The sequence below is a fragment of the Ruminococcoides bili genome (assembly GCF_040093295.1).
Classification (GTDB): domain Bacteria; phylum Bacillota; class Clostridia; order Oscillospirales; family Acutalibacteraceae; genus Ruminococcoides; species Ruminococcoides intestinale_A.
Genome location: NZ_JBBNJY010000001.1, coordinates 20,630 through 33,643 on the forward strand (window position 1 = coordinate 20,630; position 13,014 = coordinate 33,643).

The following is a 13,014-nucleotide window of genomic DNA, read 5'->3' on the forward strand; positions in this document are numbered from 1 at the left end:
TTTTATTAAAAAGGAATGATTTTATGTCAGGACATAACAAATGGAGTACCATTAAACAGAAAAAAGGTAAAAACGATGCTGCAAGAGCTAAGGTTTTTACCAAGATAGGCAGAGAGCTTATCGTTGCTATCCGTGAGGGCGGCAGTGCTGATCCGAGCGTAAACTCAAAGCTTAAGGATTGTATTGCTAAAGCAAAGGCTAACAATGTTCCTAACGACAACATTGAGCGTATTATCAAAAAGGCTGCCAGCGGCGGCGACGGTGCAAACTATGAGGCAGTTACATACGAAGGATACGGTCCTAACGGTGTTGCGGTAATCGTTGAGGCTCTTACAGACAACCGTAACAGAACAGCAGGTGAAGTAAGACATTACTTTGATAAGTTCGGCGGTAATATGGGTACTCAGGGTTGCGTAAGCTTTATGTTTACAAAGAAAGGCGTACTTGTAATTGAGCGTGAAGACCTTGATAAGGACGAAGACACTGTTATGAGCGACGCACTTGAGTACGGCGCATCTGATTTTGAGGCTGACGAAGATGTATTTACAATTTACACCGAGCCTGAAGATTTCAGCGCAGTAAGAGATGACCTTGAAAAAGCAGGTTATACATTCGTTTCTGCCGAACTCGAAATGGTACCGAGCACATACACAAAGATTGATGACGAGGATGCTAAAACAAAGATGCAGAAAATGCTTGATATGTTTGAGGACAACGATGACATTCAGAATGTTTGGCACAACTGGGAAATGGAAGACTGATTTATCTTCCCTGTGCTATCAAAACTAAATCCTTATTATCAACAGAGCCGTCGAGGTTATAATCGGCGGCTTTTTTGTATGCTCCAAAAATCTCTTTCTCACCTGTCAATGTTTTCATAAGCAATTTATAATCATTTGAGCTAACCGTTCCCGTACCTGTTACATCACCGAGTACAACAACAGTGTAGCTTGTTTCTTTTGTGGCTACAACTGCACCTGTTCTCAATTTACCGCTCAAATTATTTCCGTTTTTATCGGTTACAGAAGTTATCGGCGGACAATTCTTTTTAAGCTGTGCTGCTGTTGTTCCGCTTTTTATATTGCAAATAAAGCCGTCATCAGTAAAAATATAATCGGAGAAATTCGCATTTGAATTACCGTCATTTTTATCTGTGGAATTATTTGATTGCGGTTTGGTATCTGAATTTGTATTAAAATCAATATTTTTAAAATCGGAATTACCGATAATCGTTGCAGTAGAATAATCATCTGTAATTGCAACGACTTTTCCGCACGCATATAGAATTTTTCCGGTATTTCGGTTTATTTCATACTTTGTAATGCTGCTGTTATTAAGAGAAGTGCGATATACAGAACCCGATCTGTAGTAATAAATACTCTCATTACTTACAGAAAACGGATTTGTACAATTATACATATTTGTATATTCTTTATTTTCGTTTAACGAATAAATATATCCTCTGCTGTCAGACAAAAATCCCGCACCGCTGTTATAAAAATCCGAGCAATCACGCACTCTCGTGCAATATTCGGCTTTGTTTTCATCAAGTCTGTATACGGAACCGTCATAAAGAAAAACATATGCACTGCCGTTATTAGTTGTAATGGCATTCACATTCTTCTCGCTGAATCTGTAATCAGACAAATGCTTTCCGTTAAAATCATATGCCGAAACATAACAATACACTTCGTCCGTTTTCATAACATAAAGCCTGTTATTGCAAATTGAAATATCGGTATAATTAAAGTCATCTAAAACATCGGAATTTACATAACTTACTCTGCCGTCAAAACAATTAATACGCACTATACGGTACTTAAAATCATTTGTCATATATACTGCACAAACGGTATCTTTATCAATGAAAGGTACTCCTACAAATCCACCATCAACGGTAAAGCTGTATGACTTTATTGTAGGTACAAAACTTTGAGTATAAACAGTTTTTCCGTTGCACGCAAAAGCAAACGCACCGTTATCATCGGCATCAAAATAAACTTCTTCACAATTTGAAAAGATATTAAAATTGTATTTTTCAACCGCAATTGCAGACATATTTGCGACAAAAAACATTATAACAATAGTCAAAACAGCATAAATAAACTTTTTAATACCCTTTCCCTCCTTGTGAAATAAAATAACTTATCCCTAAAACAACGATAGGCAACACCGCAAAAAGCAGTGTTGCCTATTATATTTGTTATTTAATTTTAAGCCTGATCCGGTGTAGCTACAAGCGAGCCGTCATCGTTCATTCTGTAATATCCCATACCGTTCATAACAAGCGTATTGTTTCCGTCAAACGCATACGGAATATCAATTGTTGCTTCTGAATCTGCATAGTATGTTACTGTTATTTTTTCATTATCGTAGGTATAAACACCCTCATATGTGATTGAACCGTACATATCGGCGATAAAAGTACCGTCAGCATTAAATGTATAAGTAATATCATAAGAAGGAATGTTCCAATTACCTGTTAATTTATCGCTCTTTTTAAATGTGTCAGGAACTTTAAGTTCAGGTTTTTTAACAGTTGCGCTCTTGAAAATATAAGGTTTTTCAACACCGTCTACTGTAAGCTTAAATGTTCTTCCGGTGAAGATATTACCTGAAATTGTGTATGAACCCGAGAAAACATTAGTTGAGTTTACATAATCAGTACCGTTTTCGCTTGTTGTTGTATAAGTTGATTTTTGAGTAATTGTACCGACAGAAACTGTAATGTTGCCATCTTTATCAAGTGTGTAATATGTAATACCGTCGCCAGCCTCATCATAAGTAGCGCCGTTACTGTCCTCTACAAGTACCCATGTACCAACAATACTTGAATTGAAGAATGAAGTAAATACGAAAAATGCAGCAATAAAAGCTAAAACTATTACGCCCGCAATAATAATCGGGGTCTGAATTGTTTTCTTTTTCGCAGGAGTTGAATCGGCTGTAAATACCGCTGTAGGACCGTCCTCTCCGGCAATTACATTTATTGTGCCTTTAACTTTAGCAGGGGTTTCTGCAGCATCATTATTTGTTTCTGCCGAAGTCTGAGTGTTCTCTGTTTCGGCAAAAAAATCTTTATTCTCTTCCAAAAGAATGCCTCCTAAAATAATATATCTAAATTATCATACTACATTTTTAAAAATAAATCAACAACTTCACTTAGGTTTCACTTAAAATACATATAAAGTTGGCATTTTAAAGTGCCGTTATACAATTTTCTGCGCTTATCGGCTTTTCTTCCAAAGATTTTTTCAAAGTCATCGTCAGGAGTAATTATTGTGTAACTTTTACCTTGTGTTCTTTTAAATTTTTCACCCATTACCTTGTAAAGTTCTTCTGCTGATTTTACATCAAGCAATCTTTCTCCGTAAGGCGGATTAGTTATCACTGTCATAAAACCTTCGTTAAGCTCAAAATCCTTTATATCACGCTTAGCAAATGTAATTCTGTCAGCAACACCTGCAAGTTTTGCGTTCTTTTTTGCTACTTCAAGTGCAAGTTCGTCAATGTCATATCCCTCGGCACGGAAATCGCAATCACGCTTTTCATTTGCTTTTGCAATTTCTCTTTGCTCTTTCCATACATCTGACGGAACGCAATTCCATTTTTCAGCTGCAAAATAACGATTGATTCCCGGTGCTATTTTCATTGCTTTTAAAGCCGCCTCTATAAGAATAGTACCGCTGCCGCACATAGGGTCAACAACAAAATGATTACCTCTTACCCTTGACAAATCAGCCATTGCAGCGGCAAGAGTTTCTTTTATCGGTGCTTCGTTTGATTCGGCACGGTATCCACGCTTGTGAAGTCCTGCGCCCGAAGTATCAAGCATAACGCTGACCTTATCATTCATAATAAGGAACTGAATTTGGTGCAGCGGGCCGCTTTCCTCAAGCCAAGGCAGCATATATTTTTCGGAAAGTCTTGTTACAACAGCCTTTTTGATAATTTTCTGACAATCAGGAACACTCATCAGTTTTGAGCTAAGGCATCTTCCTTTTACAGGAAAAGCGTCATTAACACCTATAAAATCTTCCCAAGCGACTGATTTGACACCTTCAAACAATTCTTCAAAACTTACCGCCTCAAACTCTGCAAGCAAAATCTGTATTCTTTCGGCATATCTTGAATTGATATTTGCCTTTGCCATATCTGAAAAATCGCCCTCAAAGGTTACCTTTCCGTTATGAGCCTCAACATTTTTTAAACCTAAAAATTTAAATTCATTTGCACACAGTCCCTCAAGACCGAAAATACAAGGTGCGGAAAACTTAAGCACCGAATTCACTCCTTATTCCTTAAAAAAGGGTATCGGAATAACCGATACCCTTATCAGTATTTTTAATTTATATTAGCATACAAAATCAATTAAAATCCTGCACGCTTAATTACAGGCCTTAGACAGTTGGCTCCAAAAGACCGTAATCACCGTTTTCACGCTTATAAACCACATTGATTTCATCAGTGTCGGCATTCTTGAACATAAAGAAGTTATGGTTTACCATATTCATCTCAAGAATAGCCTCGTCAACGGTAATAGGTTTAATAATAATATGCTTTTTACGCATGATCTTGTAGTCATCGTCTTCAGCCTCGTTAATTTCCGGACTTAGACTTACGAAATCATCAATGCTACCGCTCTTAATCTTCTTTTCGAGCTTAGTCTTGTTTTTACGAATCTGACGGCCGAGAATGTCAACAACTTTATCAAGTGCGTCATTCATTTCAGGCATTGTGCTCTCAGCACGAAGAACAAGACCGTTATCTCTGATTGTAACTTCAACAGTCTGACGGTTCTTTTCGAGGGTGACAACTATGTTTACTGTGGCATTCTCAGAAAAAAGTTTTCCGAATTTATCAAGCTTTTTTTCTGCTCTTTCTTTAAAGTTATCTCTGAGTGTTACCTTTCTTGCTGTGTAAGTATATTTCATAATTGTGCCTCCCTTTTCAGGTAATTTATTTTCTGCCGTTGCCGTTGCCTCTGCGGCTGTAGCTGCGGCTTTCACCACCACGCTTGAGGTCAGAAATTTTGTCTTCGCTTGTCTGTTTAAACTTAGACATCATATCCTCAAAGCTTGTGGGGGTATTCTTTTTTGAAGCCTGCCACTCATAATTTCCCGGTGACTTAACGGGTGGTGCAGGTTTGTACGGCTGTCTTGGTGTACCCTGGCGGCGGTTGTTTCTGTCGCCTCTTTCAGGTCTGTCACCTCTGTCGTTATTTCTTGGCTTACGCTCCTGCGGAACTGCCTGTTTCATAGAAAGGCTGATTTTGCCGTTATTGAGGGCAAGAACCTTTACCTTTACAGTCTGTCCTACCTTAACATAATCACCAATTTCATTAATATAGGTATGTGCTACCTCTGAAATATGTACCATACCTGTCTGTGAATCGGGTAAATCGACAAATGCACCAAACTTTGTTATACCCGAAACCTTACCTTCTAAAATCATACCGACTTCAATTGCCATAAAAATTATTTACCCCTTAATTTATATTCTACCCTTTGACTTTACAAGAGCTATTCGCCCGAAACATTATAGAAAATTCTTTCGCCTTCGCTAACATAACCCATTTCGTTTTTGGCTATTTTCTCAATGTATTCTTTAAGCTGGTCGCCTGTGTAGCCTTTAACTTTATCCAAATATCTGGTCTGGATTTCAACCACATTAATCTGCTTATTAATCTCATCAAGTTCAGCTCTTTTGTCGGCTATCTGAATATTTTGATTAACTATAGTGATAACTGCGTAAAAAGCAAATCCGATAATTGCGAGATATAAAAGTACATATCTTCCTCGTTTTTTCTTTTTAGGTTCAATTTCCTTTATAGTTGTATTTTCGGCTTTACTTTCAGGATTAATCTGCGGTTTTTTCTTTTCCTTTTTCATTACTCGCCTTAACCTTTTTTCTTACCGATAAACCTATTCGTTTATTTCTAAATGTATCTATTTTCTTACTCATATTATACAATATATTGTTGCTGCTTTTCAATAGTTTTTTTGTAATTTTTTTAAATTTTGTTTTAATTTTTTGGATTATAACATTAATCGCATTTATTATTGGGCAATATATCCTTGAAATGAGTTTTCCGAGTGAAAACCTGTATGCCAAAAAGCCGCACAAAGCACCGAATACAATATAAATTCTGACATATCCGTACAGCATTGCAAGTGAATATAAAAACAGCGCAACACTTGCGATAAGCATAAAAATTATATCGGCAATAATAACTGCGGTTTTGGTACTTAAAAACGCTACTCTTATAAACTTAAATATGCCGTACAACATTCCAAGCCCTACACCGAATAAAAGCGAATATAAAAAAGCTTGAGATTGAATATAAAAATCAATTTCCATAGCTCACCTATTTAAAAAGTTTAGAAAGTCTTGAGCGGGAATTATCATTGCCTATATACTGCATAGCATTTATTTTTCCGTCAATTGACACTTCACCCGATTCAAGATTCAATTTGTCAATATGCAGTCGTTCTCCCTTAATAATCAATCTGCCGCACGAGGTAAGTACAGACACCGTTTCTTCGTTAAAACCGCTTACATCTTCCGCACCCGTAAGCATAAGTTTACCTCGTGCATCAAGCATAAGAGTATGATTTTTTCCTTTTGGAATTTCACTCATAAAAATACCTCCGTATAAATGCTACTTAATTTATACGGAGATTAAAGCAAAAATATTACATTTTCAATTAAACTACAGCCTCATACATTGTATCGGCTTCCTCTTTACGGACAACTTCCTTTACGGCTGTAACCTTTACTTTGACACTTCTTGAACCGAGAGTAATTTCGATTACATCTCCGACTTTTACATCGTATGACGCTCTCGCTTCTTTACCGTTCACGCTTACTTTACCTGCGTCGCAAGCCTCGTTAGCAATAGTTCTGCGTTTAATAAGTCTTGAAACTTTTAAATATTTATCAAGTCGCATTGTTTCACCTCCGACAAAAAAAGGAGCCGACAAACGCCGACTCCGAAAAATCAATTACTGATTTACAGTATCCTTAAATACCTTGCCTGCCTTGAAAGCCGGAACCTTAGATGCTGCGATTTCGATTGGATTACCTGTTCTTGGGTCGCTGCCTGTTCTTGCCTTTCTCTGGCGCTGCTCAAATGTACCGAAGCCTGCAATCTGTACCTTCTCGTCTTTGGCAACAGAGTCGATAATTGTATCAATAACTGCTGTAACTGCCTTTTCTGCATCTTTCTTAGTAAGACCGCTCTGCTCAGCAACAGCTGAAATAAGTTCTGTTTTGTTCATATCAATGGACCTCCAAATTATTCTTTTATTTTTACTTCATCCCAAAGGGAATCAAGCTCTGACAAAGTTGCGCTTTTCATATCAATTCCACGCTCTTTTGCAAGCGCTTCAACTTTTGAAAAACGACCTATAAACTTGTCGCACGCATCGTAAAGAGCGTGTTCACTGTCAATCTTTAACAGTCTTGCAACATTTACCGCAGAGAAAAGAACATCTCCGAGCTCTTCATACTGATTATCGGTATCACCCTTTGAGACAGCCTCTTTTAGTTCATCGCATTCTTCATAAAGTTTAGCGAGTGCATCTTCCGCATTGCTCCAGTCAAAACCGACCTTTGCGGCTTTCTGCTGAACCTTTGAACTTCTCATAAGTGAAGGCAAAGCCTTAGAAACGCTTTCCATTGCCTGTGTTTGAGTTTTCTGCTCTTTGGTCTGCATCTTTATAGCGTCCCAATTTTTGAGCACCTGTTCGGTAGTATCGGCATTTACATTGCCAAATACATGCGGATGACGGATAATAAGTTTTTTGCAAACGCCGTCACATACATCGTCAATATTAAATGTACCTTTTTCGCTTTCAATTTCAGAATGAAGAGCGACCTGTAAGAGCACATCTCCGAGTTCTTCCTTTAAAAGGTCATTATCCTCTGTATCAATAGCCTCAACAGCCTCATAGGTTTCTTCAATGAAGTTTGAACGGATAGATTTGTGAGTCTGTTCTCTGTCCCACGGACAGCCGCCCGGAGCACGGAGAATTTTTACAATTTTAACTAAATCTTCAAATTTGTATTCCGACTTTTCTTTAAAATCCATTTCAATCTTCCTCTCAGGCAAAAGCTTTACTATGCAATATGTCGCAAGTAGTAAAAATTCGCAATCATAATTAATATTTTACCCAATAAGATGGAATTTTGCAAGTAGTTTTGCAATTTTTTCCCCTTTTGGCAAAAATTCTATTACTGTGGCAGTAAAAGTACGCAATATTAACAAAACAAAGATGTAAACGATGATTGCAGCAATAATTGCGCAGATTGTCGCAACTCTGTGCGGAGCAACCATAAGTACGCCTGCATTTACAAGATAAGCAGTCAATCCGCTTGCTACTGCGCCGATTAAAGGCTTGATTGCAGTAGTATAGAAGTTTATTCTTATTTTTGAATGTTTAATAAGCAGATAAATGCCTACAACACAAGACAAGAAGTAACCGATAAGCGAGCCTGCCGTTGCGCCCTGAATATTGATGGAAGGAATACTTACAAACATCCATGTAATACCGATTTTTACAACCATACCGAACGCATACAACTTCATAGGAAGATCTGTTCTGCCTATGCCCTGCAGCATACTGCAAATAGGTGTTTCAATAGCCGCAAAAATAGTTGTAAGTCCCATAAGCATAAGTACATTACCACCGATAGCGGCAATAGACTCACTTGTATAAATAAATGACATAATCGGATGTGCAAGGACACAAAGACCTATACCCATCGGAAGAGTAAATATCATTGTCATACCGAATACAGTTTCCATTGAAGTTTTAAGGACTTTCTTGTCGCCCTTTGTCCATGCACTTGTAACATTAGGCATGGCACTTGAACCGAATACCTGTGTAACCGCAGTTACAAGCTGCATAAGTTTAAGTGCTGCCGCATAACAACCCCAAAGTTTAGTGTGAATTGTAATAGGGTCGTTTACAATTGATTCGGTAAAACCGTATTTGCCGTACTGGTCAATAAGTGCCTGTGGATTAGTTACCGCAAGTTCTTTGAGTACACGCTGAATAATAATCTGGTCAATAAGCGAACCCATACTCATTATGAAAGCACCCATTGCTGTGGGCACGGCAGTTTTTACCATAAGTATAAAAGTTTCTCTCTTTGTGCGTGCATCAAGAGAATTTTCGTAATATTCTTCGGGTATTCCGTCACCGCCGATTTTAAAGCGGAGCAATAAGAATACAAAAGCCATAAAGCTGCCCGAAGAAATACCGCAGATAGCACCTGCTACGGAAAACGCAAGAATTGTATTCATTGCGTCATACTGCGATTCAAAAGTAAACCAAAGGAACTCTCCTGTAGCATTATATTGGTCCATACCGAATTTCATAACGAGGTATGCAAAAGTAAGACCAAGAATAAGTTTTACGCCTGACTCGATTATTTCAGAGATTGCAGTCGGGAACATATTTCTCTGTCCCTCAAAATAGCCTCTGTAAATAGAAACAAGACAGCCGAAAAGAATAGTCGGAGCAAGGCAAAGCATTGCATAAATCGAATACGGAGAATCAATTATTCTTACATAAATAAAACTGCCTGCAATCATTATCATAAATGACACAATGCCGACTATTGAAAAAAACGGAATTGATACCTTATGTATCAGCTTGACATCCTTGTATCTTTTTTGAGCTATACTCTCTGATACAAGTCTGGAAATTGCAATAGGAAGTCCTCCTGTAGCAACTGTAAATATAACAACAAAAATTTCGTATGCGTTGCTGAAAAGACCCGAACCCATTGTAGCGTATTCTTCGCCAAACATAGAGTAAATGTTTGTAAGAAGTACCTGGTCAAGAAGTCCGATGATTTTTACAACAACCATACTCAGCGTAAGTATTGCCGCACCTTTTAAAAAGGAATGAGAAATATTTTCCTCCGCATTACTTATCGCATTGTATTTTTTAGACAAATTAAATCACCCATTACCAAATTATCAAAATAAAATCAAATATTAAAGCTGTGCTTTATCTTCATCAAGCTTTGCGCCGCAGCTGTTGCAGAACTTTGAATTTTCAGGAACATCACTTCCGCATTCAGGGCAATAAGTAACACTTTTTGTTGCTGAAATGCTATCGTTGATAAGATCAAGATTTTCTTTAAGTTCTGTAATTTCAGCGGATTTTTCTTTGATTTTGTCTGACAAATCAGTACCGTGTACCACACTTTTATAAGTGAGCGCACCAAGTTCTTTAAGTTTGGTGTTAATTTCCGCTCTGATTTCAGCCGCAACAATTTTTTGCTTTGAATTGTCATAAACATCAGACGCTTTTTTAGAAACAACAGACGCCGCTGCCTTTGCATTTACAATAACATCGTCTAAAATACCGTCGAATTTTCCCATATCAGTCATACCTTTCTATATAATATATCTGTGCTATTATAGCATTATTGCACGGGATTAGCAACAAATTTATTGTGTATAAAATGCCGAAATTGCATTTTTTCTTTTTATCATTTCCTCAAATCTGTCAATATATTCATACGGATACTTAAAGTTAAATATGCGTTCGAGATAGTCGGGATTATTTCTCTTGAGTTTGGTAACAGCACCCGAACCGCAGCCGAGAATTGTATGGGTTTCGTCCATAACATAAACATTGTAAAGACTTTCATAGCCTTTTTTAGACCAACCGACATTTTCAAGGTTGCCTGCCATTCTGCTCTGTCTGTACAGATAATACGGAATGTAATTCTTTTTCAAAAGTTCATTTTGATTATATTCGAGCATTTTTCTTGTGGTTTCTGCGCCCTCTCTGTCAATCGTAACACCTTTTTCGGTAAGTGTGGAACTGCGTTTCATACTAAGAGTGTGCACTGTAATACATTCGGCGTCAAGTGCAAGAATACCGTCAACCGACTTTTTAAAACTTTCGTAAGTATCTGTCGGCAAACCTGCGATAAGGTCGGTATTTATATTTGTAAAACCGCATTTTCTTGCAAGAGCAAAAGCGTCAAAAAACTGCTGTACAGTATGTTTTCTGCCTATCTCACGCAGAACATCGTCATTTAATGTCTGTGGATTTATGCTTATTCTGTCAACATTATTTTCTTTTAAAGCCTTTAACTTTTCGGCAGTAATTGTATCGGGTCTGCCTGCCTCAACCGTAAATTCTCTGCAAGCTGACATATTGAAATTACCGTTTACAGTACCGATTACCTTGGAAAGCTGTTCTGCCGAAAGAGTAGTCGGTGTGCCGCCGCCAAAATACACGGTTTCAAGTCTTAGTCCGAGTTTATTGGCGATTTCGGCTGTAAGTTTAATCTCCTCGCAAAGTAAATCGGCATACGGGTCTACAAGTTTTTTTGCTCTTTCTATAGATGACATTACAAACGAACAATAACTGCATCTTGACGGGCAAAAAGGAACTCCCACATATAAACTGAAAGAATCGGGCTTGGAAAGCTCAATGATTTTTCTTTCGTTTTCCTCCGTCATTACGGCAAGGTCGAGTTTTTCGGGACTTACATAGTAGTCGTTTGCAAATATTTCTTTAGCCTTTTCAAAGCCCTGCTCATTTGAAACATTCCTAAAAAGTTTTATAGGACGAACACCCGTAAGCAAACCCCAAGGTTGATTTATGCCTGTAAATTCACACAAAAGTTTATAAAGCATCTGTGCAAGCGAAAGTTCCTTTTCATTATCTTCGCCTGTATTTTCAGTATTCAGAGATTTATTGAAATCTCCTGCCTTTACCTCAACTGTCAGTTTATCCGACATTTCGGTATATATATACGGCTCTTCCTTACGCTCGCATTCACGCACAACCGTTATTTTTTCATTAGGAAAAAACAATCTTGCCACATTTTCAAGTTCATAGTGAAAGCCATGATTAATTACATATAAATTCATATCAAACCCTGCTCATTAAAGGATTATATTTTTTCTCGTGGTCGAGAGTAGATGTCGGGCCGTGACCCGGGATTACGATATAGTCACCCTCAAGCTGCTTTAGCTTTTTAATAGAGTTTACCATATCATTGTTATTGCCTGTCGGTAAATCGGTTCTGCCGTATGATTCGCAAAACAGTGTATCACCGCAAATCAAAAGTTTATCTGTTATATAGCATCCGCAGCCCTTTGTATGCCCGGGTGTGCTGATATACTTCACCTTAGTTTCGCCGATCATAAAGGTATCGCCGTCCTCAAGATAAACGTCTGCTTTAAACGGCTCAAGGCTTATATTATGAAAAGCGGTAAGATTAAGTGTTGAATCGGAAAGAAACTCTGCATTTGCTTTACCCGTTATAATCATTGCACCAAACATATCCGCAAGCTGTTTTGCGAATGTTATGTGGTCATAATGACCGTGAGTAAGCAAAACGTAGGTGAGTTTTCCACCGTCTGCATTTATCTGTTCAATAAGTTTATCTGACTTTGCACCGGGGTCCACAACTGCGTTACAGCCTGTTTCCTTGTCAACAAGATATACGCAATTTGTAGCCAAATCGGTAACATTAAAAATTTTATAATCTATCATTTTCATTACCTGCTTGTATTGTTAATATTTTAAATCACGGGTGTCAATATCAATGGTAACAGGGCCGTCATTAAGCAAAGATACTTTCATATCGGCACCGAATATTCCCTTTTCTGCCTTACGAACACCGTTGTCGAGCATCTTTTTACAAAAATATTCATATAAAGGCTCTGCAATATCGGGCTTGGCGGCTTTCATAAAATTTGGTCGTCTGCCGTGCGAACAATCTGCATAAAGCGTAAAATTTGAAATAACAAGCACTTCACCGTCAATATCCGCAAGCGACAGATTCATTTTATCGTTTTCATCGGTAAATACCCGCAAAGTTGCAATCTTTGACGAAAGTGCGTCTGCCTCTTTTTCGGTATCACCCTCCGCAACACCGAGCAGAATTAAAAATCCGTTGTCAATCTTACCGACTGTATTGCCGTCAACCTTTACTTCCGCAAAAGTAACTCTTTGTAATATTGCTTTCATA

General features: G+C 37.9%; 17 protein-coding genes. 1 reads left to right on the plus strand and 16 read right to left on the minus strand.

The features are described 5' to 3' along the window. The first annotated feature begins 23 nt into the window (after positions 1 to 23). A complete protein-coding gene (locus AAAY30_RS00115) occupies positions 24 to 761 on the plus strand; it encodes a YebC/PmpR family DNA-binding transcriptional regulator (protein ID WP_178586810.1) in 738 nt (245 codons plus the stop codon). A 1-nt stretch (position 762) separates the two neighbouring features. Here AAAY30_RS00115 and AAAY30_RS00120 read toward each other — a convergent pair whose 3' ends face one another. From AAAY30_RS00120 to dtd, 16 genes are all read right to left on the minus strand, one after another. Further along, complete coding sequence (locus tag AAAY30_RS00120) at positions 763 to 2,058, minus strand: dockerin type I repeat-containing protein (RefSeq protein ID WP_295026970.1); 1,296 nt, start codon at positions 2,056 to 2,058, stop codon at positions 763 to 765. Positions 2,059 to 2,213: 155 nt separating this feature from the next. Continuing rightward, positions 2,214 to 3,092: a DUF5640 domain-containing protein gene (locus AAAY30_RS00125; protein WP_302601399.1), complete on the minus strand. Its 879-nt coding sequence runs from the start codon at positions 3,090 to 3,092 to the stop codon at positions 2,214 to 2,216. A 77-nt stretch (positions 3,093 to 3,169) separates the two neighbouring features. Further along, a complete protein-coding gene (locus AAAY30_RS00130) occupies positions 3,170 to 4,282 on the minus strand; it encodes a THUMP domain-containing class I SAM-dependent RNA methyltransferase (RefSeq protein WP_022235456.1) in 1,113 nt (370 codons plus the stop codon). A 118-nt stretch (positions 4,283 to 4,400) separates the two neighbouring features. Then, on the minus strand, positions 4,401 to 4,934 hold the full coding sequence (gene hpf, locus AAAY30_RS00135) for a ribosome hibernation-promoting factor, HPF/YfiA family (RefSeq protein WP_022235455.1): 534 nt from the start codon (positions 4,932 to 4,934) through the stop codon (positions 4,401 to 4,403). Positions 4,935 to 4,959: 25 nt separating this feature from the next. Beyond that, positions 4,960 to 5,472 carry a S1 RNA-binding domain-containing protein gene (locus tag AAAY30_RS00140; RefSeq protein ID WP_022235454.1) on the minus strand — a complete coding sequence of 171 codons (513 nt, stop codon included), beginning with the start codon at positions 5,470 to 5,472 and terminating at the stop codon, positions 4,960 to 4,962. 50 nt (positions 5,473 to 5,522) lie between these two features. Continuing rightward, on the minus strand, positions 5,523 to 5,891 hold the full coding sequence (locus AAAY30_RS00145) for an FtsB family cell division protein (protein WP_022235453.1): 369 nt from the start codon (positions 5,889 to 5,891) through the stop codon (positions 5,523 to 5,525). After that, entirely contained in the window at positions 5,860 to 6,360 is a 501-nt protein-coding gene (yabQ, locus tag AAAY30_RS00150) for a spore cortex biosynthesis protein YabQ (protein WP_301965209.1), read from the minus strand. Before yabQ ends, AAAY30_RS00145 begins: the two co-directional genes overlap by 32 nt. Positions 6,361 to 6,367: 7 nt before the next feature. Continuing rightward, the gene (gene yabP, locus AAAY30_RS00155; RefSeq protein WP_022235451.1) at positions 6,368 to 6,640 is read right to left on the minus strand and encodes a sporulation protein YabP; all 273 of its coding nucleotides are present in this window, start codon (positions 6,638 to 6,640) and stop codon (positions 6,368 to 6,370) included. 67 nt (positions 6,641 to 6,707) lie between these two features. After that, the gene (locus tag AAAY30_RS00160; protein ID WP_186934620.1) at positions 6,708 to 6,950 is read right to left on the minus strand and encodes an RNA-binding S4 domain-containing protein; all 243 of its coding nucleotides are present in this window, start codon (positions 6,948 to 6,950) and stop codon (positions 6,708 to 6,710) included. Between the two features lie 54 nt (positions 6,951 to 7,004). After that, positions 7,005 to 7,280, minus strand: a complete 276-nt coding sequence (locus AAAY30_RS00165; protein WP_022235449.1) for a non-specific DNA-binding protein Hbs — start codon at positions 7,278 to 7,280, stop codon at positions 7,005 to 7,007. 17 nt (positions 7,281 to 7,297) lie between these two features. Next, entirely contained in the window at positions 7,298 to 8,092 is a 795-nt protein-coding gene (mazG, locus tag AAAY30_RS00170; protein ID WP_195410066.1) for a nucleoside triphosphate pyrophosphohydrolase, read from the minus strand. Between the two features lie 78 nt (positions 8,093 to 8,170). After that, complete coding sequence (locus AAAY30_RS00175; protein ID WP_303248138.1) at positions 8,171 to 9,967, minus strand: putative polysaccharide biosynthesis protein; 1,797 nt, start codon at positions 9,965 to 9,967, stop codon at positions 8,171 to 8,173. A gap of 42 nt (positions 9,968 to 10,009) precedes the next feature. Further along, positions 10,010 to 10,399 carry a zinc ribbon domain-containing protein gene (locus tag AAAY30_RS00180; RefSeq protein ID WP_178586454.1) on the minus strand — a complete coding sequence of 130 codons (390 nt, stop codon included), beginning with the start codon at positions 10,397 to 10,399 and terminating at the stop codon, positions 10,010 to 10,012. 69 nt (positions 10,400 to 10,468) lie between these two features. Continuing rightward, the gene (gene hemZ / locus AAAY30_RS00185) at positions 10,469 to 11,908 is read right to left on the minus strand and encodes a coproporphyrinogen dehydrogenase HemZ (protein ID WP_370743486.1); all 1,440 of its coding nucleotides are present in this window, start codon (positions 11,906 to 11,908) and stop codon (positions 10,469 to 10,471) included. 1 nt (position 11,909) lies between these two features. Then, entirely contained in the window at positions 11,910 to 12,536 is a 627-nt protein-coding gene (locus AAAY30_RS00190) for an MBL fold metallo-hydrolase (RefSeq protein WP_499215654.1), read from the minus strand. 21 nt (positions 12,537 to 12,557) lie between these two features. After that, the gene (dtd, locus tag AAAY30_RS00195; protein WP_022235443.1) at positions 12,558 to 13,013 is read right to left on the minus strand and encodes a D-aminoacyl-tRNA deacylase; all 456 of its coding nucleotides are present in this window, start codon (positions 13,011 to 13,013) and stop codon (positions 12,558 to 12,560) included. Between the last annotated feature and the right edge of the window lies 1 nt (position 13,014).